Annotated in this window: 17 protein-coding genes; 4 read left to right on the top strand and 13 right to left on the bottom strand. The window is 73.5% G+C overall.

Translation table 11 applies throughout. The annotated features are described in order from the left end of the window. Positions 1-63: 63 nt before the first annotated feature. Positions 64-435 (top strand): hypothetical protein, encoded by a 372-nt coding sequence (locus ABT118_RS08475; protein WP_350645972.1) that lies wholly within the window; start codon positions 64-66, stop codon positions 433-435. Here the strand turns inward: ABT118_RS08475 and ABT118_RS08470 are convergent. The 6 genes from ABT118_RS08470 to ABT118_RS08445 form a co-directional block, all read right to left on the bottom strand. Next, a complete protein-coding gene (locus tag ABT118_RS08470; RefSeq protein WP_350645971.1) occupies positions 432-1004 on the bottom strand; it encodes a copper resistance CopC family protein in 573 nt (190 codons plus the stop codon). The two genes, ABT118_RS08475 and ABT118_RS08470, sit on opposite strands and share 4 nt — an antisense overlap. After that, the gene (locus tag ABT118_RS08465; RefSeq protein WP_350645970.1) at positions 1001-1585 is read right to left on the bottom strand and encodes a hypothetical protein; all 585 of its coding nucleotides are present in this window, start codon (positions 1583-1585) and stop codon (positions 1001-1003) included. Before ABT118_RS08465 ends, ABT118_RS08470 begins: the two co-directional genes overlap by 4 nt. 194 nt (positions 1586-1779) lie before the next feature. Further along, positions 1780-4674, bottom strand: coding sequence for a hypothetical protein (locus tag ABT118_RS08460; RefSeq protein ID WP_350645969.1), 2895 nt, complete (start codon positions 4672-4674; stop codon positions 1780-1782). Then, positions 4674-6533 (bottom strand): HSP90 family protein, encoded by a 1860-nt coding sequence (locus tag ABT118_RS08455; protein ID WP_350645968.1) that lies wholly within the window; start codon positions 6531-6533, stop codon positions 4674-4676. Before ABT118_RS08455 ends, ABT118_RS08460 begins: the two co-directional genes overlap by 1 nt. Before the next feature lie 223 nt (positions 6534-6756). Beyond that, positions 6757-7683, bottom strand: a complete 927-nt coding sequence (locus tag ABT118_RS08450; RefSeq protein ID WP_350645967.1) for a hypothetical protein — start codon at positions 7681-7683, stop codon at positions 6757-6759. 203 nt (positions 7684-7886) lie between these two features. Continuing rightward, the gene (locus ABT118_RS08445; RefSeq protein ID WP_350645966.1) at positions 7887-8231 is read right to left on the bottom strand and encodes a hypothetical protein; all 345 of its coding nucleotides are present in this window, start codon (positions 8229-8231) and stop codon (positions 7887-7889) included. 210 nt (positions 8232-8441) lie between these two features. Here ABT118_RS08445 and ABT118_RS08440 point away from each other — a divergent pair, with 210 nt between their 5' ends. Genes ABT118_RS08440 through ABT118_RS08430 form a run of 3 tightly spaced genes read left to right on the top strand, consistent with a single transcriptional unit; the run spans position 8442 to position 12945 of the window. Beyond that, the gene (locus tag ABT118_RS08440) at positions 8442-10325 is read left to right on the top strand and encodes an FAD/NAD(P)-binding protein (protein ID WP_350645965.1); all 1884 of its coding nucleotides are present in this window, start codon (positions 8442-8444) and stop codon (positions 10323-10325) included. Beyond that, positions 10326-11543, top strand: coding sequence for a putative PEP-binding protein (locus ABT118_RS08435; protein ID WP_350645964.1), 1218 nt, complete (start codon positions 10326-10328; stop codon positions 11541-11543). Positions 11544-11562: 19 nt separating this feature from the next. Further along, positions 11563-12945, top strand: coding sequence for an MFS transporter (locus tag ABT118_RS08430; protein WP_502884501.1), 1383 nt, complete (start codon positions 11563-11565; stop codon positions 12943-12945). Here ABT118_RS08430 and ABT118_RS08425 read toward each other — a convergent pair. The 7 genes from ABT118_RS08425 to ABT118_RS08395 form a co-directional block, all read right to left on the bottom strand. Then, positions 12931-13461 (bottom strand): hypothetical protein, encoded by a 531-nt coding sequence (locus ABT118_RS08425; protein ID WP_350645962.1) that lies wholly within the window; start codon positions 13459-13461, stop codon positions 12931-12933. The genes ABT118_RS08430 and ABT118_RS08425 overlap by 15 nt on opposite strands. Before the next feature lie 35 nt (positions 13462-13496). Beyond that, positions 13497-13907 (bottom strand): Cif family virulence factor, encoded by a 411-nt coding sequence (locus ABT118_RS08420; protein ID WP_350645961.1) that lies wholly within the window; start codon positions 13905-13907, stop codon positions 13497-13499. A gap of 85 nt (positions 13908-13992) precedes the next feature. Next, positions 13993-14991 carry a methylmalonyl Co-A mutase-associated GTPase MeaB gene (gene meaB, locus ABT118_RS08415; RefSeq protein ID WP_350645960.1) on the bottom strand — a complete coding sequence of 333 codons (999 nt, stop codon included), beginning with the start codon at positions 14989-14991 and terminating at the stop codon, positions 13993-13995. Between the two features lie 12 nt (positions 14992-15003). Then, positions 15004-17244 carry a methylmalonyl-CoA mutase gene (scpA, locus tag ABT118_RS08410; RefSeq protein ID WP_502884500.1) on the bottom strand — a complete coding sequence of 747 codons (2241 nt, stop codon included), beginning with the start codon at positions 17242-17244 and terminating at the stop codon, positions 15004-15006. Continuing rightward, positions 17241-19121 carry a methylmalonyl-CoA mutase family protein gene (locus ABT118_RS08405; RefSeq protein ID WP_350645959.1) on the bottom strand — a complete coding sequence of 627 codons (1881 nt, stop codon included), beginning with the start codon at positions 19119-19121 and terminating at the stop codon, positions 17241-17243. Before ABT118_RS08405 ends, scpA begins: the two co-directional genes overlap by 4 nt. A gap of 111 nt (positions 19122-19232) precedes the next feature. Beyond that, positions 19233-19778, bottom strand: coding sequence for a hypothetical protein (locus ABT118_RS08400; protein WP_350645958.1), 546 nt, complete (start codon positions 19776-19778; stop codon positions 19233-19235). 71 nt (positions 19779-19849) lie between these two features. After that, positions 19850-21856 (bottom strand): SpoIIE family protein phosphatase, encoded by a 2007-nt coding sequence (locus tag ABT118_RS08395; RefSeq protein WP_350645957.1) that lies wholly within the window; start codon positions 21854-21856, stop codon positions 19850-19852. Positions 21857-21914 lie beyond the last annotated feature (58 nt).

Below are 21914 nucleotides of genomic sequence, written 5' to 3'. Positions count from 1 at the left end.
CCCGACCGGGGCCGCCCGGGACTGCTGCCCGGCCCGCACATCCGACGCCCGAGAGGACCCGCCATGACACCCCGCCCCGAGAACGGCAGCTCCAACCGCCGCACCCGCACCCGGCTGGCCATCGCCGGCGGGGCCATCGCGGCCCTGCCGGCGGCCGGCCTGCTGGCGGCCTCCCCGGCCGCCGCCACCGGAGCCGAGCCGCCGAAGCCGCCGATGAAGGTGGCCGCGTCGTCGGTCGAGCCGCCCAAGCCGCCGATGAAGGTCGCCTCCCCGAGGGTCGAGCCGCCGAAGCCCCCGGTGAAGGCTGCGGCAGCGAAGCCGCCGGTGAAGGCTGCGGCAGCGAAGCCGCCGGTGAAGGCCGCGGCGGCCAGGGTCGAGCCGCCGAAGCCCCCGGTGAAGGTCGCCGCTGCCAAGCGCAGCAGCGCCGCCGGTTAGACCGGGGGCCGGCGGCGGGGTCGGCGGAGGACCAGGAACAGGGAGCCGACCACCAGGACCGCGTCGACGCAGAGCAGGGCGACGTTGAACGGCCCCTCGAATCCGTGGTCGTGGGTCGAGGAGGCGGTGTCGGAGGCGGCGGCCGGGGCGATGCCCGTGCCGACGGTGAAGGCGGTCACGCCGGAGAGCTCACCGCCGTCGGCCAGGGTGAGGCGGTAGGTGGTCAGGTAGCTGCCGGGGCGGGTGATCCGGACCGGGACGGTGAGCCGGCGGCCGTCCAGGAGGGCCGGGCCGCGACTGACCTCGGGGCCGCCCTCGGCGGCGACCCGGAGGAAGACCGAGCTGATCGCCGGGTCGCCGCCGAAGGTCAGTGCCACCTCGTCGGGCGCGTCGGTCAGGGCGCTGCCGTCGGCCGGGGCGGCCGCCGAGAGCCGGACGGGCTCCTCGGCGCTGACCCAGGCCAGTGAGACCAGCAGCAGCACCAGCAGGCCGAGCGCGGCCGCCATCCGGAACTGGAAGGTCCGCGCCGGTCCACCGGACCGGCGCGGACCTTCCGGGGCGAGCGTCACGCGTCGGCCAGGTGCCGCTCGGCGGAGGAGTGGCAGCTGCAGCTGGACTCCTCCAGCTCGGCGGCGTTGGGGCGCAGGTGCAGGTACATCGCGATCACCATCGGGATGAACACGATGGTGTTGTAGAAGAGGTGCAACTCGACTCGCGGGAACACGAGTTGGAGCACGCTGGTGGGTACCGCCTTGCCGAACAGGAAGTGGTGGCTCTGCGCCTGGACGAACAGCAGCAGGTGCTCGATGTGGTGCCAGAACTGGATCGTCAGCGCGACCGTCCACCAGGCCTTGTTCCGCCCGACGAAGCCCCGGCGCAGCAGGAACAGCCCGATCAGCATCACCAGGGCGTAGCCGTAGTGCATCCACTCGGAGGTGACCAGCCAGGGGTAGGCCAGCCCGAGCATGCCCTTGGACTTGGGCACCGGCCAGCCGAGCACCCAGATCTGGTACGCCTGGGTGAGGTGCTCGGCCCAGTGTCCGATGACGATGACCAGAAAGACGTTGAGTGAGGCCCGGTGGTACGGCCCGTTCAGTAGATCCAGTAATCCTCTGGGGCGGGTGGTGGCGGGCGTGAGCAGTTCGGTCATGGGACGGACCTCCGGGGGAGCGGATGCGAGGGTTGCACCGGCCTGTGGGGGACCAGAGTGCCCACGGATCGGCCCCCGAAACTTCTTCCAGCTTGCGCACGTCCGTCCGTCCGGTGCCTTGACATGCCGGAGGTCCGTACCCGGAACGGGAACGGACCTCCGTCACTTTCTGACTGGTCGTCAGTTGCCCCAGGTCAGTGGCCCTCCGCCAAGTGCTCGCGGACGGAGGTCAGTTCGGCGGCGGCGTCGGCCAGACCGGCCCGCTCGCAGCGCTCGATCGCGGCGGCCAGCCGCGCGCGGGCCGCGTCCGTGCGCCCCAGCGTGCGCGCCTCGACCAGGGCGGCCAGCCGCACCGTCTCGGCCCGGGGCGCCTCGCCCTCGGGGCCGCCCTCCTCGTACCCGGTGATCGCCGCCTCGGCGGCGGCCAGGGCCTCCTCGCCCCGGTCCGCCATCGCGTGCACCCGGGCCCGCTCGTACTGGGCGGCGGCGTCCAGCCGCCAGTAGGGCAGCTCCTCGCCGTTGCGCTCGGCCTGCTCGCGGACCCGGCCCGCCTCGTCCAGCCGCTCCAGCGCCTCCGGCAGCCCGTCCGGGCCCTCGGCCGCCACCGTCAGCCGGGCGAACTCGCGCAGCACCGCGACCAGTTGCTCGGTCCTGGGGGCCTTGCGCTGGGAGGCGAGGGCCCGGTCCAGGGCGGCGTTCGCCGCGTCCCAGAGGCCGGCCTCGGCCAGCGCGACGGTGGCCTCGGCGGCGACCATGGTGTGGGTGTCCTGCTCCTCCCAGCCGGCCACCGCATCGGCCAGCCGCAGGTACTCCTCGGCCGCGTCCCGGTGTTCGTTCAGGGTGAACAGCCCCCGGGCCAGGTCGAGTCGGACCTGGGCCAGCAGCCGCTCGTCCAGCTCGGCCGCGCCGGGGTCGAGCAGTACCGACTCCAGCACCGCGACCGCGTCGGCCGCCCGGCCGGTCTCCCGCAGCACACCGGCCAGTTGGAGCCGGATCTGGGCGGCCTCCTCGGTCGCGCCGTCCCGGTCGAACCGGGCGGCCGCCTCCGAGAGCGCCCGGCCGGCCCCGGCCGCGTCGCCCAGGTGGCTGCTGGCGCCGCCGAGCAGGGCGTACGTCGGCCCGAACGGGAAGTCGGTGTCGCGCCAGCGGACCGCCCCGGCCAGCGCCCGGTGCAGCAGCACGACGGCCTCCTCCGGGCGGTCCAGCCCGAGCTTCACCTGGCTCGCCATCGCGAGCAACCGCGGCTCGTGCCACGGCTGTTCGGCGGCGGCCAGGACCGCCTGGGCCTGCTCCAGCTCCGCGTCGGCCTCCTCGAACCGCCCCTGCCGGCCGAACTGCTCGGCGAGGTACTGGTGGGCGGTGGCGATCCGGCCGGGGGAGTCGGCCTCGACGGCCGCGGCCCGGTAGTCCGCGATCGCGGCCTCCAGCTTCGCGGTGAGCTCGGCGGACGGCTCCGGCTGGGCCGCCACCAGGTCGTGGTGGGCGGCGAAGGCGCGGCACTGAAGGACGATCAGATGGTTCTCCGGCTTGGAGGACCCGGCCGCGCGCAGCTCGGTGCTGCGGGCGACCAGGGCGTCCAGCGCGGGCCAGTCGACCGTGCTCCCGTCCTGGTCCAGGTCCCGGACCAGGTGCCGGGCCCGGCAGGAGAGCGCCCGGCCGGGCAGCCCGGCCTGCTCGAACAGGTCCGCCGCAGCCAGGAGTTCGGCCTTGGCCCGGTCCGGCTCCTTCTCCTCGAAGGCGTTGAAGGCCCGCTCCAGCGCGAGCTCGCCCTGCAGCTCCGGCAGGCCGCGGACCTCCGGGTCCTCGGGGTGCCGGTAGTCCTCGGCGGCGACCCGCTCGCCGACCACCCGCCAGAGCACGTCCGCGTCCGGGTGCCCGGTGCGCCGCAGTTCGCGGGCCCGGAGCAGCAGGGTGCGGAAGTCCTCGGGCACCGGCTCGGTGACCGCCTCGGCCACCGCGGCGAGGGGGACGGCCGGGGTGACGGTCGCGGCCCGCACGCCCAGGGCGAGCGGCTCGGCCAGCAGCGGCTGCTGGGCCAGCCGCCGCCGGCGCCGGGCGCCGACCGCGTCGGTGCCGTTGCGGGCGTCGAACTTCGCCGCCAGGGCGCCGGCCTCGGTCCCGACCCAGGCCAGCAGCGAGTCCGCGGTCCAGGTCGTCCCGGGCGGTCCGCTGACCGGCAGTGCGCCGTGCCCGCGCCCGGCCAGGCCCGTCACCAGCAGCTCGACGCCGGTCAGGAACTCCAGCCGGGCCAGCGGGTCGCCGAGCCCGTCGAACAGGTCGCGGTTCTCCGCCAGGATCTCCAGCCCGCGCGCCTCGTTGCCGGACAGCGCGCAGAACTCCAGGTGCAGCCCGATCTGCCGCGCGGTGCTCGACTTGCCCCGGGCGTACCGGTAGCCGACCAGGTGGCTGGAGACGGCCTCCTCGGTCCGGCCCTGCCGCAGCAGCGGCAGCAGCGCGTACGCGTGGCTGGTGTACGGCTCCTCGGAGCAGGTGCGGCGGCCGTCGAAGACCGGCTGCCAGGCCTCCAGCGCCCGGGCGTCCTCGCCGCCGCGCACGTGGTGGGCGGCCTGGGCCCGGATCTCGCAGGCCAGGCAGTCGCTGTACTCGGTCCTGGCCCGCCCGGCCCAGAGCTCGAACGCCTCGGTCTCCCCGCTGCCGAGGTGGGCCGCCAGGTGGAACCGCTGGGCGTAGTAGGGCTGGAGCCCGTGGCCCGCGTCGCGGTAGCGGTCGCGCATCTCGGTGTGCCAGCGCCGCACCGCGTCCAACGGGACGTCAGGCACGCTCAGCAGGGCGGAGGCGACCCACTTGAACCGCCAGAAGACCTGCCGGGCGGCCCACTCGCCGAACTCCTCCGGGCTCTTGTCCCAGAGCTTGAGCACCCGGGCGAAGACCACCGGCGACTTGCGCTGCTCGCCGTCGTACTCGTACGCCTCCATCAGGTCCAGCAGCGCGGCGACCAGCAGCGGGGTGTCGTCGAACTGCTCCGCCGCCGCGAGGATCTCCTCGGCGGCGACCGTGCGGGGGCGCCCGTACGGCAGGGCGTCGTTGGCCCGCAGGGCCTCCTTCACGGCGTCCGTCGTGTCCAGCATTACGACTCCTCCTGCGGCGCGATCGCCTCGTGGCCGAGCATGGCGTGGTCGAGCAGGCTGATGAACGACCGGTTGAGCAGCGCGCTCTCGCTGGAGCGGAGCGGGCGGCGGGTGAGCAGCACGGCCTGGCCGTACAGCGCCTCGACCGCGGTGACCACCAGCTCCCGGTGGCCGATCGAGGCGGCCCGGCGGACCAGCGGGTTGAGGTGGTTCAGCACCAGTTGGGCGCGCGGCACCTCGGCCCGCAGCGAGCCGAGGATGTCGGCCCACAAGCCGTCGGCGTCGTCGGCCAGTTGGGCCCGGGCCCGCTCGTGCCTGGCCTCCCGGTTGTCCAGCAGCAGGGCGGGGGCGCTGGCCGGGTGGAAGCTGCGCAACGCGACGTCGCAGTCGAACCGGCCGACCACCTCGCGGGCGATGGCCAGGAAGGCGGCGGCGGCCAGCTCGGCCTCGGGGGCGACGGCGTCCAGGTGCGCGGTCACGGTGCCGGGGTCGAGGTCGGCCACCGAGCTGCCGGGCCGGATCTCCGGCAGCCGGTGCACCAGGTCGCGGTCGTAGGTGTAGCCGCCGTTGACCACCCCGAGCCCGGCCGCGGCGGCGATCGGCGCGACCTGGCGGAACTCCTCCACCGTGCGGGCCACCAGGATCACCGGGTGGGCCCGGGCGAACTCGTCCAGCGTGACGTTGCCGTCGGTGGTCTCGAACGGGAGCCAGGGCAGCAGCATCCGCAGCAGCTCGTCGTCGTGCCGGGCCAGCGACTTGACGGCCAGGTGGTGCACGCCGAGGAAGCGGTGCAGCAGGGCCGGGTCGCTGGCGGACAGGCCGGTCAGCCAGTCCCGGATCCGGGCGCCGAGCGCGTCCCGGACGGCGGCCAGGGTCTCGTCCTCGTACAGGCCCTCGCGGGAGGCGGTGGGCCGCAGGTTGTCGGCGTCGACCACGCAGCGGACGAAGAAGGCCCAGTCCGGCAGCAGTTCGTCGGCCTGGTCGGAGACCAGCATGCCCTTGAGGTGCACCCGGTGCCCGGCCCGCCGGGACGGCGGCACGGCGTCGGGCAGCACGTACGCCGCGCCGCGCAGGCCGACCAGCGGCAGGTCGAGCTCGATGGTGTCCAGCGGGGTGAAGTCGAAGGTGGAGCGGCAGTACGCGGTCAGCGCCTCCCGGCGGGCGATCGGCGAGCCGTGCCGGTCGGCCCAGGGGGCGGCGACGTTGACGGTGGTGCTGTTGCCCCGGCCGTCCTCCACCGTGACCTGACGGCGCAGCAGGCTGCCGTAGTGCCGGGCCAGTTCGACCACCTTGCCGGGCCTGGTCCACTCGGCGGCGTCCGCGCGCGGGACCAGGGTGACGGTGGTGCCGGGCTCGGGCTTGGCCGAGGCAGGCAGGGTGGCGATGGTGTACCGGCCGTCGGAGCTGCCGCGCCACTCGATCACCGGCGCGTCCGGGGTGGCGGCGGAGCGGGTGACCACGGTGATCTCGTCGGCGACCACGAAGCAGGCCAGCAGGCCGATGCCGAACTGGCCGATGAAGTCCCCGCGCGCGGAGGCCAGCCCGGCCCCGTCCAGCCGGCCGTCGGCGTCCCGCTTGGAGCTGCGGCCGATGGTGGCCAGGAAGGTGTGCACGTCCTTCTCGGTCAGGCCGACCCCGGTGTCGGTGACCGAGAGCCGGTCGCCCGCCACCACCGTGATGGTGGCGGGCGAGGAGGGATCGAGCGCCTGGCGGGCGGAGATCGCGTCGACCGCGTTCTGCAGCAGTTCGCGCAGGTAGACCCGGGGGCTGGAGTAGAGGTGGTGGGAGAGCAGGTCCACCAGGCCGCGCAGGTCCACCTGGAAGGTGTGGGCGGCCGTGGGGCTTTCGGAAGGGGACACCGGTACGGGTTCTTTCGGTCGGCTGGTGCAGAAGTGGGGCGGGGGCAGGGCGGGCTGCGGGCTGGGCCTTTCTTTCGGATCACGTCGGATGAGCGGGCGTCGTTGGGGTGCGTGGCTCGGCGGCGCCGAGGAGGGAGTCCATGCGGAGCATCGGCGACTGACGAGAAGCCGGTGAGGTGCGTGCCCCGGCGGCGGCCGCCCGGCGTGATCCGAAAGAGAGGCCCTAGCGCGCGCACCTGTCCCGGAGGCGGGTGTAGGCCTCGGCCGGGTCGTCACCGTTCAGGTACTGCCAGGGGGACTTGGTGACGGTCCCGTCGATCGCCTCGAACAGCGGGCGGGCGGTCCACTTCTCGCCGACCATGGCGAACAGCATGGCGAAGGTGTTGTACGCGGACTTCCAGTCGCGCGGCCGCCGGTAGTCGGGGTGCAGGATCGAGCGGGCCAGCGCCTCGTGCAGCTCGGCCAGCACGTCGGGGCTGGTCAGGTACGCGTGGTCGGCGCCGGAGGGCAGGTCGAGCCAGTGCTCCAGGTGCCCGAGCGCGACCAGCTCGCCGAGCGGGCTGCCCGCCGGGGCGGCCAGCATCGAGCTGCGGGCGAAGGCGTGCATCTGCTCGTGCGAGCCGCCCCACTTGGCGCACAGCTGCTGGAGCCGCTGCTTGTGCGAGGCCAGATGGCCGGGGGAGCGGCGGACGGCGGCCTCGAAGCGGTACCGGGCGGCCTCCGGGCCGACCGACGCGCCCCGGCCGCTGATCTGCAGGAAGTACCAGGGGGCGAGCCAGTCGGGCTCCCGCTCGGCCACCTCGAACAGCTGCTCCTCGGCGACGTCGAGCCGCTCGCCGAAGACCTTCCACTGCTCCTCGGAGACGTGCTGGGAGCGGGCCCCGGTCCTGGCCTCCCAGGCCCAGGCGATCTGCCGGGCGCCGGAGAGCAGCAGCGGCAGCGCCGAGTCGGGCTCCTCGGCCACGGCCTTGGGGATCCACTCCTCGATCCCGCCGGTGTTCGACACCGTCGCCAGCAGCCAGGTCAGGTCGGCGGGGTCCTCGACGGCTGTCAGTCCGGCCCGCAGCCCGGCCCAGTCGCCGGCCTCGGCCTGGCGGAGCAGCAGGGCCGTGGTCCCGTCCCCGAAGGCCGGGTCGACCGTGGGCGGCACGCTCCGGTCACGTGACCTCCACCGGAAAAAGCTCATGCTACGGCCCTCTCGCCTTCGTTCGCGGACTGCACCGGGCCGTTCGACAACCGCCCCCGTCAAGGAGTGCTTATCGCCCCTTCGCCTGTGTGTTCAACGGATTATCACTGATCGAACGAACGGCGATGAAGGGTGGGCGTGCCTTGAGGCGGGTCGGCCCGCCGTGCTCAGGCGCGTTCCACGTGCACGCCGCCCAGCAAGCCCCAGGCCGACACCCGCACCGTCGGGCCCCCCGCCGTGCTGGGCCCCTCGTCGCTGACGCCGCCGAGGCGGAGGCCGCTGACCCGGACCCGGACGTCCGGACGGACCTTCAGGTGGACGCCGCCCATCAGGCTCAGCTTGGTGATCCGCAGCTCGTCGTCGAGCGGGAGCTCCACGTCGGTCAGGTCGACGTGGAGGCCGCCGATCAGTGCGGCGGTCACGGTGCGGCGGTGGACCGCGGTTCCGGTCAGCCGGGTACCGCCGACGATGCTCAGGTGGACGTCGGTCTCGTGCTGCTGCTTGTTCGTCATGTGTCCCACCGTAGGGGGGTGTTGGGGGACGGGTGCAGTGTGCGACGGCAGCTCTGCGGCATGACGGCTGTCATACCGGCCGGGTGGGGGCAGTGTCGGCAGTGTTCCTCCGGACGGGTGGTGCACCCCCTAGCCTGGGCACGGCAAATCCGCGTCCGCAGCACGTCTTTCATGCGCCGGGTCCCAGTGCCCCGGTGGGGAGGATCGACCATGAGTGGAACAGGCATGGGTCCAAGGGTGCTCATCGTCGGGGCCGGCCTGGCCGGTACGGCCACGGCGATCCGGCTGCTCCGGTTCGCCCGCAGGCCGCTGGAGGTGGTGCTGCTGGAGCGGCGGCCCGACTACCGTTCGGCCGGTGTCGCGTACCACCGGGACGGCAACCCCTGGGACCACGTGTTCAACATCCAGGCGGGCCGGATGTCGGCGTTCCGGGAGGACGTCCACGACTTCGTCCGCTGGGCCAACTCCGAGGCGGACCGCCGGGGTTGGCCGGAGCCCTGGGCCGGGTTCGAGTTCGTGGAGGAGGGCCCGGCGCCCCGGCGGATCTTCCAGGACTACCTGATCGACCGGCTCGCCGAGGCCCGGCGGGAGGCCTGCCCCGGGGTGGTGCTGATCGAGGCGGACGGCGAGGCGGTCGACCTGGAAGTACGGTCCACCGGCGTGGACGTGACGATCGACCAGCTGGTGGGGGAGGGCCTGGCCGGCGGCCCGGGGGCGACGGTGCTGCCCGCCGACCACGTGGTGCTCGCGACCGGCCTGGAACTCAGGGAGCCGCCGTTCGCCACCGAGGTGCGGACGCACCCGTCCTTCGTACGGAACCCTTACTCCGCCGCCGGTGTCCGGAAGTTGACGGCACTTCCGCCCGAGGCGACGGTCGCGATCGTCGGGTCCGTGCTGAGCGCGTACGACTCGGCGGGCCTGCTGTTACGCCGGGGGCACACCGGACCGATCCACCTGATCTCCAAGACCGGGACGATGTTCCGGACCTACCCGGGTGGACACGAGCACGGGGTGATCAGGCTCCCTTGTCCGAAAACATTGTTGGAGCCGTACCGGAATCGTGCGGAATTCCTCGCCCGGGTCCGGGCCGAATGGGAGCAGGCCTGCTCCACGGTCGCGCGGAATCACCCCGAGGTCGATCCCGGCGTGGTTCCGGAACGGGTGGCCAAGGCCTGGGAGCCGCATCTTCCCGAGGCCATCGAGCGTATTCCGTCGGATGAACTGCGTGGTCTGCTGGACGAGTTCGGTACGGCGATCGCCGCGTTCCGGGTCGGTGCGGTGGAGTACACGATGGCGATCATCGAGCGGGCGATGCGTCCGGCGGGCGGGCCGGTGGAGCTGGTGGTCGGCAAGGTGGAGGGGGTCACCCCACTGGAGTCGGGGCGGCTGGCCGTCACGGTGGCGTCCTCCGGCTCGGGGGAGCGGCAGCGGATCGAGGCCGATCTGGTGGTCTCCAACTTCGGCCGGGAGTCGGACTACAGCCGGGTCGGCGGCCCGCTCTGGCGCAACCTGCTGCGCCGGGGGACCGCGGTGCCGCACGGGCGCACCGGGCGCGGTCTGGAGGTCGACGACCAAGGGGCGCTGCTGACCCCCGAGGGGGAGCCGGCCGGTCCGATCTCCGCCGTGGGCGTGCTGCGCGAGGGCGACGAGATCGTCCGCAACGGCCGGACGGGTGCTTTCACCTTCAATCTCGCCGCCATCAAGAACCATTCGATCGCGGTCGCGGCCCGTGCGATCGAGCAACTGGAACTGCGGGAAGACGGTTTGGCCCGAAACATGGCTGAATTCGGCGGACATGTCAGCAACATCGAGGAAGCGGTGCACCAGGGATTCGAGGAGGCTGTGGTCCTGGAGGTGAGAAGGTTGGCCACGCGCGCCCGAACCGAGCGGGAACTGCTCGATTCCCGGCTGGAGGCGTGCATCGGGTCGATCGGTGAACTTCCGGCTCTTCCGACCGATGCTCCCCGGCGCGGCCTCCTGATCAGGACGGTCGTCAACCGGGTCGCGGTCGAGCGACTGACCGACGTCTCCGTGACACCGCGGCAGCTCCGTCGGCAACTGGGGATAGTGAACGCCGAAGATCTGGAGGTCTAGATGAACGGGCGACGGATTCAGGGATTCCTTTTGACCGGCGGTGCGCAGAGCGTGTTGAGAGGGACGTGCAACCGCACCAGAAGTCCGCAGGAGGGATCCATTCTCGTCGCCCCTTCGCTGGAGGCGGGTCTGTACGAAGCGATCGTGGCCGCGAGTGCGGTGGTCTGCGGTGCGGGCGGGCTCACCGGCCACATGCAGTCGCTCTGCCGGGGCCGGGGGATCCCGGTGCTCCGGGTCGACCAGGCCGATCTCGCCGACCTGGTCGGCGAGGTGACGCTGTACCTGGAGAGCCAGTCGATCGTGCTCGGCTCCGACGCGACCGCCGGGATCCCCGGCCCGAGGACCGGGAGCCCGACCCCCGACGACCTCGGCTCGGCCTGCGCGGTCATCGCCGACCTCCAGGACATCCAGACCATCAACTCCTCCGGCCCGAACGCCAAGCGGGTCGAGTCCTTCTTCATCCGGGAGGAGTTCCTCTGCCTGGCGGCCGGGCTGCGCCCGCTCGACGCGCTGGACGGCGGCCCGGCCGCGATCGCGGCGTACGGGCAGGCGATCGCGGACCGGCTGTGCACCTTCGTGGAGGCGCTGCTGCCGGACCAGCGGCTGGTGCTGCGCCTGCTCGACCTGCGCTCCGACCACGCCGCCGGCGTCACCGAGCAGGCCGAGGTGGCGGTCGAGCCCAACCCCGAGCTGGGCCTGCACGGCGCCCGCTGGCTGCTGGGCTCGGCCGCCTATCGGGACGCGCTGCACGCCGTGCTGGGGTCGCTGCGGGAGCGGCTCGGCGAGGTGGCCGGCCGGGTGCACCTCTCGGTGCCGTTCGTCAACGACGCGGAGGAGTTCGCCCAGCTCCGGGCCAACCTCCAACTGCCGGACGAGGTGCCGATGTCGGCGTTCATCGAGACGCCCGCGGCGGTGCACGCCGCGATGGCGATCTGTGCCGCCGGGGCGAGCGAGCTGTTCGTGGGCACCAAGGACCTGATCCAGTTCTACCTGGCCGCGGACCGGAGCAACCACCTGGTGGCCGAGTCCTACCAGACCCGCCACCCGGCCGTGCTGGACGGCGTCCGGCGGGTGGTGGAGTCCGGGAAGGCGGTCGGCACGCCGGTGCGGGTGTTCTCGCTCGGGTCCGACTTCGCCCACTACCTGGACCGGCTGCCGACCCCGGACGGCTACATGATGTGCACCGCCGAGCTCCGGGAGGTGCTGCTCCAGCCCTGACCGCTCCCCGCCGGGTCTGTTGATATCAAGTATCTTGACGTCGAGATGCATGTGGTCCAGGCTGCTCCCGTACCGAACGGACGACGGGGGCAGGACCATGCGTGATCGACGAGGCGGCGGACTGCTGGCGCAACTGCGCCGGCCGCCGGGCGGACGGGACGGGCGGACCATGCTGCTCGCCCAGTTCCTGGACCGGCTGGGGACGGGGGTGTGGGCGGCGGCCTCGGTGCTGTACTTCACCTTCGTCTCCCGGCTGGACGCCGGGCAGGTCGGGCTGCTGCTCGGCGTCGCGGCGGTGGTGGGCATCGCGGGCTCGCCGCTCGCCGGGCAGCTCGCCCAACGGTACTCGGCCCGGTACCTGCTGATCTGGTGTCACCTGCTCCGGATCGGCACCATGCTCCTGCTGCTGGTCTGCCGGAACTACGCCGCGCTGCTCGCCGTGATGGCCGTGACCTGCCTGGCCGAGCGGGGCGCCAAGACACTGGAGATCCTGTTCGCCACCCGCGCGACCGACGGACAGCGCGCCACCTACCAGGCGCTCGCCCGCACCGCCATGAACGCCGGGTACGCCGTCGGCGCCGGGCTCGCGGCGATCGGCCTGGCCGTCGGGACGGCCGACGCGTACCGGGCGCTGGTGCTCGCCAACGCGCTGTCCTTCGCGGTGACCGCCGTCCTGGTGCGGCGCACCGGGGAGCAGCGGGCCGCCGGGCCCGCTGCTCCGGCCGCTCCCCGGGCGGCTGCACGCGGGGCGAGCCCGTGGCGGGACCGGGGCTACCTGCGGTTCGTCCTGCTCGACGTCCCGATGAGCCTGGACGACTCCGTGCTCGGCGTGGGCCTGCCGCTCTGGCTGATCACCCGCACCGAGGCCCCGCACGCGCTGGCCCCGGCCTTCCTGGTGCTCAACACCGTGCTCGTGGTGGTGTGCCAACTCCGGATCTCCCACTGGGCGGAGGGAGTGCGCCGGGCGACGGCCGCCGTCACCCTGAACGGACTCGCCATGCTGCTCGCCTGCGCGCTGATCGCCTTCGGCACCGGTGGCGGGCCCTGGAGCGCCTCGGCCGCCCTGCTGCTCGCGGCCTTCCTGGTCTCGGGCGCCGAGCTGATGCGCTCGGTCAGCTCCTGGGAACTGGCCGTCTCGCTCGCCCCCGAGGAGTCCCGGGCCTCCTACCTCGGTGCGGCGGGCATGGCCCAGTCCGTGCAGAAGTCGCTCGGCCCGCTGCTGCTCACCGGCGCGGTGCTCACCACCGGTCCGCTCGGCTGGCTCGCCCTCGGAGCCGGGATCGCCGGGCTCTCGGTGCTCCAACGCAAGGGCTGCGAAGAGCGGTTGGCCGCCATGGCGGCGAGCCGGCACCAGGTCGTGCCGACACCCGTCGCCCTCGCGGGCAGCTCACCCCGTCAGTGAGGTGACGAAGGCGGCCACCAGGCAGAGCAGGGCGCACGCGGCCAGCGTGACCGCCGCACCGACGGCGACCTGCTCCGGGCGGCGGGTCCGGATCACCGCCCGGGCCAGGCCGAGCAGGATGCCGCAGCCCGCTGCCACCACCGCGAGGGCCGCGAACGCCCCGGCCGCCCAGGCGACCCCCACCGAGGTCTCGACCGAATGGCAGGTCCTGCCGTCGCAGCGGACCGCGACCTCCTGGCCGAGCGCCACCCGGCTGTTGATCCGGGCCTCGGGCACGGCCGGTGCGTCCGCGTCGGGATGGAAGACGCCCCGGCAGTAGCTGACGGTGTTGGCCTCCGCCGGGTCCAACTCGCAGGAGGCGGCGACCAGATGGCCGGGCGTGCCGGTGAATCCGGCCGAGTAGGCGAAGCCGGTGGTAGCCGTGACGGTGCCCCAGACGCCGAGCCCGCACAGGGTGAGCGCCGCCGCCAGGATGCCGAGCGCGCGCCTCAGCGCCCGTCGGATGTCCGGGTCCATTGCCGCCCCCTGCTGTCTGTTGCCGCTCGGATCGGTCAGGGCTGGTCGTACCAGGAGAAGGCGGTGATCCGCCAGCCCTCCGGGGTGCGGGCGAACTGGATGGTCTTGGTCCCGCCGCCCTCGAACGCTTCGCCGTCCAGCACCCCGGCCTTGCGGTACTCGCCGAACCTCGACGCGATGTCACCGACGATGTCGGTCCGCTCGGAGGTCTCCCACTCCGAGAACTCGACCAACCGCCCGTCGGACAGCAGCCGTTCGCGCGGCTCGACGAACTCGTCCACGGTGTACGCCGTGAACTTCGGCCCGGTCGAGACGATGATCCCGCCCGGGAGCATCAGCCGCCTGATCCGGGCCACATCGGCGGCCTTGCCGCCCCGGTTGTCGAAGGCGCCGAAGAACTCGGCCGTCAGCGCGTCTATCTCGGTCTTGGACTCAGTCGTGGACATGCGCGGGACAGTAACACCTCCGGCCCGGCGGATGCGGGCTGTTCCCGACCGCCCCGGACCTCGGGCAGCAACTCCCGCGTACGGCTCAGGGGTTGACGGTCGGCGAGTGGAAGGCGGCGGTGATCAGGTCGGCCGCGGTGGTGGCCGTGAGGGTGCCCTCGCGGACGCGCTGCTCCAGCCCGGGGGCGAGGCGGCGGACCTCGGGGTGCTCGTGCAGCCGGGCGAGCAGCTGGTCGTGCACCATGGCCCAGGTCCAGTCGACCTGCTGGCTGCGGCGCTTGGCGTCCAGGCCGCCGGTGGCGTCGAGGATCTCGCGGTGCTGCCGCAGCCGCTCCCAGAGCTCCTCCAGCCCGCTGCCGTCGCGGCCGCTGCAGGTGAGCACCGGCGGAGTCCAGGCCGCGTCCGGCGCCTGGAGCAGGCGCAGCGCACCGGCCAACTCCCGTGCGGCGGCCCGGGCCTCGGTCTCGTGCGGACCGTCGGCCTTGTTGACCGCGACCAGGTCGGCCAGCTCCAGCACGCCCTTCTTGATGCCCTGGAGCTGGTCCCCGGTGCGGGCCAGGGTGAGCAGCAGGAAGGAGTCGACCATGTCGGCGACGGTGGTCTCGGACTGCCCGACGCCGACCGTCTCGACCAGCACCACGTCGTAGCCGGCCGCCTCCATCACCACCATGCTCTCCCGGGTGGCCCGGGCCACCCCGCCGAGCGTCCCGGCGGTGGGGGAGGGCCGGACGAAGGCGTTCGGGTCGACCGCGAGCTTCTCCATCCGGGTCTTGTCGCCGAGGATCGAGCCGCCGGTCAGGCTGGAGCTCGGGTCCACGGCGAGCACCGCGACCCGGTGGCCGCGCGCGGTGAGCATGGTGCCCAGCGCCTCGATGAAGGTGGACTTGCCCACCCCCGGCACCCCGGTGACCCCGACCCGGACCGCCCGGCCGCTGTGCGGCAGCAGCCGGGCGAGCAACTGCTGGGCCAGCGCCCGGTGGTCGGGCCGGGTGGACTCCACCAGGGTGATGGCCCGCGCGATGTAGGCGCGCGAGCCGTCGAGGACCCCGGACAGGTACTGGTCGAGATCGATCGTCCTGGCCATCGGTTCAGCGGCTCACAGCTCGGGGGCGAGGTCGGGAGCGGCGTCGGGGCCGAGTTCGAGGCCGAGCTCGGCGGCCAACGAGGTGAGCAGGTCGTAGGCGGCGTCCGGGATCACCGTGCCGGGCGGGAACACCGCGGCGGCCCCGGCCTCGTACAGCGCCTCGAAGTCGCCCGGCGGGATGACCCCGCCGACCACGATGGTGATGTCCTCCCGGCCCGCCTCGGCGAGTTCGGCCCGCAGGGCGGGCACCAGGGTGAGGTGTCCGGCGGCGAGCGAGGAGACGCCGACGATGTGCACGTCCGCCTCGACGGCCTGGCGGGCCACCTCGGCCGGGGTCTGGAACAGCGGGCCGACGTCGACGGTGAAGCCGAGGTCGGCGAAGGCGGTGGCGATCACCTTCTGGCCGCGGTCGTGCCCGTCCTGGCCCATCTTGGCGACCAGGATGCGCGGGCGGCGGCCCTCGGCCTCGCCGAAGCGCTCGACCAGGTCACGGGTGCGCTGCACGGCGGTGGACGGTCCTGCCTCGTCTCGGTACACACCGGAGATGGTACGGATCTGGCTGGAGTGCCGACCGTAGACCTGCTCCAGTGCGTCGGAGATCTCGCCGACGGTGGCCTTGGCCCGGGCCGCGTCCACGGCCAGCGCCAGCAGGTTGCCCTCCAGCGAACCGCCGCCCTTGGCACCGGCCTCGGCCGAGGCGGTGAGGGCGCGCAGGGCGTCCTGGCAGGCCTGCTCGTCGCGCTCGGCCCGGAGCCGGCGCAGCTTCTCGATCTGCTGGGTGCGGACGGAGGAGTTGTCCACCTTGAGCACGTCGATCTGCTCGTCGGTGGCGACCCGGTACTTGTTGACGCCGATCACCGGCTGGCGGCCGGAGTCGATCCGGGCCTGGGTGCGGGCCGCGGCCTCCTCCACCCGGAGCTTGGGGATGCCCGCGTCGATGGCCTTGGCCATGCCGCCGGCCGCCTCGACCTCCTGGATGTGCTGCCAGGCCCGCGCCGCCAGGTCGTGGGTGAGCTTCTCCACGTACGCGCTGCCGCCCCAGGGGTCGATCACCCGGGTGGTGCCCGACTCCTGTTGCAGCATCAGCTGGGTGTTGCGGGCGATCCGGGCCGAGAAGTCGGTCGGCAGCGCCAGCGCCTCGTCGAGCGCGTTGGTGTGCAGCGACTGGGTGTGGCCCTGGGTGGCGGCCATCGCCTCGACACAGGTGCGGGTGACGTTGTTGAAGACGTCCTGCGCGGTCAGCGACCAGCCCGAGGTCTGCGAATGGGTGCGCAGCGACAGCGACTTGGCGTTCTGCGGGTCGAACTGCTTCACCAGCTTGGCCCAGAGCAGCCGGGCCGCCCTGAGCTTGGCGACCTCCATGAAGAAGTTCATCCCGATCGCCCAGAAGAACGACAGCCGGGGCGCGAACGCGTCCACGTCCAGACCGGCCTCCAGCCCCGCCCGCAGGTACTCGACGCCGTCGGCCAGGGTGTACGCCAGTTCCAGGTCGGCCGTGGCCCCGGCCTCCTGGATGTGGTAGCCGGAGATGGAGATCGAGTTGTAGCGCGGCATCTTCTGCGAGGTGTACGCGAAGATGTCCGAGATGATCCGCATCGACGGCTGCGGCGGGTAGATGTAGGTGTTGCGGACCATGAACTCCTTGAGGATGTCGTTCTGGATGGTCCCCGCCAGCTTCTCCGGCGGCACCCCCTGCTCCTCGGCCGCGACGATGTAGAGCGCCAGGATCGGCAGCACCGCGCCGTTCATGGTCATCGACACCGACATCTTGTCCAGCGGGATGCCGTCGAACAGCTGGCGCATGTCGTAGATCGAGTCGATCGCCACGCCCGCCATGCCGACGTCGCCGGTCACCCGGGGGTGGTCGCTGTCGTAGCCGCGGTGGGTGGGCAGGTCGAAGGCGACCGACAGGCCCTTCTGACCCGCCGCCAGGTTGCGGCGGTAGAAGGCGTTCGACTCCTCGGCGGTGGAGAAGCCGGCGTACTGGCGCACCGTCCACGGCTGGTTGACGTACATGGTCGGGTACGGGCCGCGCAGGTACGGGGCGCTGCCCGGGTAGGTGCCCAGGAAGTCCAGCCCGGCCAGGTCCTCGGCGGTGTACAGCGGCTTGACGCCGATGCCCTCCGGGGTCTCCCAGACCTGCTTGTCGGCCTCGGTGCCGGTGGCCTGCTGCCAGGCGGCCCGCCACTGGTCGCCGGTGGAGGACGGGGCGTCCTCCGGGTCGAGTCCGATCTCCGCGAAGTCGGGAATCACGGGGCCACTCCGATCTCGTCGAGGAGGGCGGACAGCAGCGCGACCGCGTCGCCGCCCGCGAACACGAACTCGTCCACACCGGCCTGCCGGAGGTCGTCCTCCAGCGCACCGGGGCGGCCCGCGAGCAGCACCCGGCCGGCACCGGCGGCCTTCAGCGCGGCCGCGACCGGCGCGGCGTGCTCCGCGTACCCGGGGTCGCTGGAGCACAGGCAGGCCACGCCCGCGCCGTCGGCGCGGAACGCCTCGGCCAGCGCGGCCGGTTCGGTGCCCTCGACGGTGACGGTCTCGATGCCGCCGGCCTGGAACAGGTTGGCGGCGAACGAGGACCGCGCGGTGTGCACGGCGGCCGGGCCGAGCGCGGCCAGCACCAGCCGGGGCCGGGCGCCGGTGGCGGCCAGGTGCGCGTCGGAGCGCGCGCGGAGCAGCTCGAACGCCTCGGCGTACCGGACCCGGGGCAGCCCGCCGCCGAGCGGCGCGGGGGCCGACTCGCGGACCAGCGGCTGCTCCTTGAGGTTGGGGAACTCGCTGACGCCGGTGACGGGTTGGCGCCGTTTGGCCAGCGCGGTGGAACGCTTGGCCCAGGTGGCGGCGATCCGCTCGCCGACCAGGCCGCCGGTCAGTGCGGCGCGCTGGCCGCCCGCCCGCTCGATCTCCTGGAACCAGGCCCAGGCCGCGCGGGCCAGCTCGTCGGTGAGCCGCTCTACGTACCAGGAGCCGCCGGCCGGGTCGATCACCCGGGCCAGGTACGACTCCTCCAGCAGCACCGCCTGGGTGTTGCGGGCGATCCGCCGGGCGAACGCGTCGGGCAGGCCGACCACGCTGTCGAACGGCTGCACGGTGACCGAGTCGGCGCCGCCGACGCCGGCCGCCAGGCAGGCGACCGTGGTGCGGAGCATGTTCACCCACGGGTCGCGCTCGGTCATCATCACGCCCGAGGTCACGGCGTGCTGACGCTGCGCCAGCTCCGGCGAGGCGCCGGAGGCCTGGGTGACCCGGGACCAGAGCCGCCGGGCGGCACGGAACTTGGCGATCGAGAGGAACTGGTCGCCGTCGGCGGCGTAACGGAACTCCAACTGCGCACAGGCGGCGTCGACCGACAGGCCGGCCGCGGTGAGCTCGCGCAGGTACGCGACACCGGTGGCCAGCGAGCAGCCGAGCTCCTGGGCGGGGGAGGCGCCCGCGTCGTGGTAGGCGAGGGCGTCGACGGTCAGGGTGCGCAGGCCCGGGTACTCCCGGCCGACCCGCGCCGCGAGGGCGGTCGCCCCGGCGAGCAGCGCGTCGGTGCCGGCGTCGTCGCCGGTCCGGGCGAGCAGGCCGAGCGGGTCCGCGCCGAGGTTGCCGGCCGCGGCCTCGGCGGGTACGCCGCGCTCCCGGTACAGGTGCAGCAACTGCTCGGCGGCGTCGGCGAATTCGGCACCGGCGTCGAGCACCACGGCGGCCAGGTCGAGGTAGACCCCGTCGAGCACCTGCGGCAGCGCGGCCACGGCGAGCCCGTCGCCGCCCAGCTCCAGCCAGAGCGAGGTGACGCCGTGCTCCAGGTCGGCCAGCGCGGCCTCGTTGGCCCGGGCCGGGTCCGGGTCGGTGAGCCGCTGGCGCACGTCCCAGCCCGATTCGGCCGAGCCCTGCGGCCTGCCTCCCCGGACGAACGGCGCGAAGCCCGGATGGCCGGACACCGCCGGGCTGTCCTCGGCGGTGTACAGCGGACGGACGCGTAGTCCGTCCTGAAGCTCGGTGGAGAGCACATCCTCCGCCTGGTCGCCGGAGAGGTCCTGCGCGCCGGACTTGCGCAGGACGCCTTGGACCAGGTGCTGCCACTGCTCACGGGAGGTTTCCGGGAACTCGGCGGCCAGAGGGAGCCCTTGGGGCAGGACCGTCATGGGGGAAGGTTAGTGGTCATGAACCGAATCGCAGCAGATCTCCACGGTGTGAGCTTGGCCTCGCTGCACTCCGGCCCCGCCGGAGTGCCGGGGCGCGCCGGGGACGGTCGGTCAGGCCGCGGCGGGGGCGAGGTAGAAGGGGACCTCCAGGTACACGGCGCGGTGCGGATCGTCCGGCTGGACCCGGACGGGTGCGTGCGGGGTGACGACCCGTCCGCCCAGCTCCCGCTCCTGGCCGGCCAGCCAGTGCGCCCGCAGGAGCAGGAAGCAGGCGAAGGCGGCGAAGGCCGCGCCGACCGGCGCGCCGGTCGTGAAGGCCAGCGCGAGCCCGATGGCGAGACCCAGCGCCAACGGCTTGGTGAGCGCGCGGGAGAACAGGTCGAAGGTCTCGTCCGGGGGCACCACGGTGGCGTTGAGCGGCGGTGCCGTCATCGCCTGCAGCCTGGTCCGGTACCAGGACTTCGGCCGGGCCTTCAGCATCGCCCCGAACGAGATCGCGAACAGCAGCACGCCCACGGCCACGGAGGTGGTGAGCTCCGGGCCGGGTGCCCTGCCGACGAAGGCGGGTGCGCAGCTGACCAGGCTCGCGGGGAGGACCAGCGCGGCCTGTATCCGCCCACTCGCGACGGCCCCGACCAGGGGTGGAGTGCTGTTCATGGGTGTCCTTCCGGGTTCGATCAAGATCGGAAGGATCGTAGCGGCAGCTCGGGGCCGGCCCGGCGGCGGGCTCAGACCGGCTCGGGAGCGGGGCGGAAGGCGATCATCGCCACGTCGTCGCGGCCGTCGGCGAGCGCCTGGAGCCGGTGCAGCAGCTCGGGCAGCGGGTGGCGGCGCTCGACGTCGGCGGTGGCCGCGAGCCGGGCCAGGCCGAGGGTGAGGGTGGTGGTGGGCGTCTCGATCAGGCCGTCGGTGTAGAGCAGCAGGGTGTCGCCGGGGGCCAGGACGCGGTGGTGGGTGGCGCGCGGCGTGCTCGCGTCCACGCACAGCGGGAGGTCGGCGCCGGCGGCGGTCAGGTAGCGGGGCGGTCCGTGGGCGGGCAGGAGCAGCGGAGGAGGGTGGCCGGCGTTCGACCAGGCCAGGTTCCAGTGCCCGTCCGGCCTGCGGGTGAGGTGACTGTGGACGGCGGTGGCGAACGGCGCGGTGGCGAGCCCCTCGGCCACGGTGTCCAGCCGGCGCAGCACGTTGCCCGGGGTGACGGTGCGGGGGTGGTTGTAGGCGAGCGCGCGCAGCATGCTGCGCATCTGCCCCATCGCGGTGGCCGCGCCCAGGTCGTGTCCGGCCACGTCGCCGATGTCGAGCACCAGGGTGCCGTCCGGGTGCAGGAAGGCGTCGTACCAGTCGCCGCCGATCTCGCTGGTGCTGCTGGCGGGGCGGTAGCAGGCCGCCACGGTCGCGCCGGTGACCTCGGGCGGCCGGGTGAGGTGGGCGCGCTGCAGGCTGAGCGCGGTCTGCCGGGCCTTCTGGTGGTCGAGCACCTTCCGGAGCGGCTGCTGGGCGTGGTGCAGGATGTCGCGCAGCAGCTCGGTGTCGCCCGGCCCCGGCGGCGGGCTGTCCCCGCAGCTCGCGACGGCGGCGTACGCGAGCGTGGTGTCGTCGACGATCAGCGGGATGAGGGTGAGGCTGGTGGCGCCGACGGTCTCCAGCCAGCGGGCCGAGACCTCGGGCACCAGGTCCGGCGGGACCGGGCGGCCGGGGGCGAGCAGGAAGGTGCGCGGCGTACGGTCCCGGATGATCTCCTGCATCAGCGGAGTGAGCGTCAGCTCCTGGTGGCGCAGGGCCGGTGGCGGCGGCAGGCCGGGGCGGGTGGCGGTGGCGATCCGGGTGGCCGAGCTCGGGGGGTGGCCGGCCAGTGCGTCCTCGTCGTGGGGCAGCAGCAGGATCAGGCAGGCGTCGGTCAGATCCGGGACGACGGCGCTCGCCATCGCGCCGAACGCCTCCTTGAGCCCGGGGCCCGCGGTGGCGGCGATCCGGGCCAGCAGCCGCTGGCGCAGCCGGGTCCGCCAGCCGTCCTCGACGTCGGCGGTGGCGCCGATCCATTCGGCCACCCGGCCGTGCTGCAGCACCGGGACGGCCCGGGTGCGCAGGTGGCGGTACTCGCCGGTGGCGGTGCGGGCGCGGAAGACGCACTCGAAGACGGTCGGCGGATCGGCGGCCTCGGCCCAGGCCCGGCGGAGCAGCCCGCGGTCGCGCGGATGGATGCGGTCGTACCAGGCGCCGTCGGCCTGGGTCCGCCAGGGCGTGCCGGTCACGCGCTCCCAGCCGGGGACGAGCTCGTGCATGGTCCCGTCGGGACGCATCACCCAGACCATCTGGGAGACCGCGTGGACCAGCGCCTCGTAGCGCTGCAGGGCCTGGGTCTCGTTGGTGGTGTCCACCGCGATGGCCAGGATGCCGGCCCCCTGCCGGGTCGTCACCGGGCTGCAGGAGTAGACGAAGTGACGGGGTGTGACCGGCTCGCGGGGCGCGGTGGTGCGGGCGGTGGTGACCTGGCGGGGGCTGTTGGTGTCGCGGACGGTGTCCAGCAGGTCGAGGAAGGGCTCGGCCTCGGGTTCGGGGAACGCCTGCCGGGCGGGCAGCCCCACCCGGTGCGGGCCGAACAGCCCGGTGAAGGCCGTGTTGGTGTAGACGAGGTCGTGCTCCGGGCCGGTCAGCAGCGCCACCGCCACCACGGCGGTGTCGAACACCTCCGGGTCGAGAACGTGCCGGGTGCGCACGCCGGGCTGACGTTCGGGCATCGGCGGATCCTCATCGCTCAGAGTTCCCATCGTTTCAGAGCGAGCGGCAGCCAGCCAT

Origin of the sequence: Kitasatospora sp. NPDC002040 (assembly GCF_040296785.1) — a bacterium.
Taxonomy (GTDB): Bacteria; Actinomycetota; Actinomycetes; order Streptomycetales; family Streptomycetaceae; genus Kitasatospora.
The sequence above is the reverse complement of the archived record's forward strand: the minus strand, read 5'-3'. Positions and strand labels throughout refer to the sequence as shown.

Bases quoted from the DNA above. Each gene is read 5' to 3' on its own strand.
- ABT118_RS08475 (WP_350645972.1), top strand. From the start codon at position 64: ATGACACCCCGCCCCGAGAACGGCAGCTCCAACCGCCGCACCCGCACC.
- ABT118_RS08465 (WP_350645970.1), bottom strand. From the start codon at position 1,585: ATGACCGAACTGCTCACGCCCGCCACCACCCGCCCCAGAGGATTACTG.
- ABT118_RS08460 (WP_350645969.1), bottom strand. From the start codon at position 4,674: ATGCTGGACACGACGGACGCCGTGAAGGAGGCCCTGCGGGCCAACGAC.
- ABT118_RS08445 (WP_350645966.1), bottom strand. From the start codon at position 8,231: ATGACGAACAAGCAGCAGCACGAGACCGACGTCCACCTGAGCATCGTC.
- ABT118_RS08440 (WP_350645965.1), top strand. From the start codon at position 8,442: ATGAGTGGAACAGGCATGGGTCCAAGGGTGCTCATCGTCGGGGCCGGC.
- ABT118_RS08435 (WP_350645964.1), top strand. From the start codon at position 10,326: ATGAACGGGCGACGGATTCAGGGATTCCTTTTGACCGGCGGTGCGCAG.
- ABT118_RS08425 (WP_350645962.1), bottom strand. From the start codon at position 13,461: ATGGACCCGGACATCCGACGGGCGCTGAGGCGCGCGCTCGGCATCCTG.
- ABT118_RS08420 (WP_350645961.1), bottom strand. From the start codon at position 13,907: ATGTCCACGACTGAGTCCAAGACCGAGATAGACGCGCTGACGGCCGAG.
- meaB (WP_350645960.1), bottom strand. From the start codon at position 14,991: ATGGCCAGGACGATCGATCTCGACCAGTACCTGTCCGGGGTCCTCGAC.
- ABT118_RS08405 (WP_350645959.1), bottom strand. From the start codon at position 19,121: ATGACGGTCCTGCCCCAAGGGCTCCCTCTGGCCGCCGAGTTCCCGGAA.
- ABT118_RS08400 (WP_350645958.1), bottom strand. From the start codon at position 19,778: ATGAACAGCACTCCACCCCTGGTCGGGGCCGTCGCGAGTGGGCGGATA.
- ABT118_RS08395 (WP_350645957.1), bottom strand. From the start codon at position 21,856: ATGCCCGAACGTCAGCCCGGCGTGCGCACCCGGCACGTTCTCGACCCG.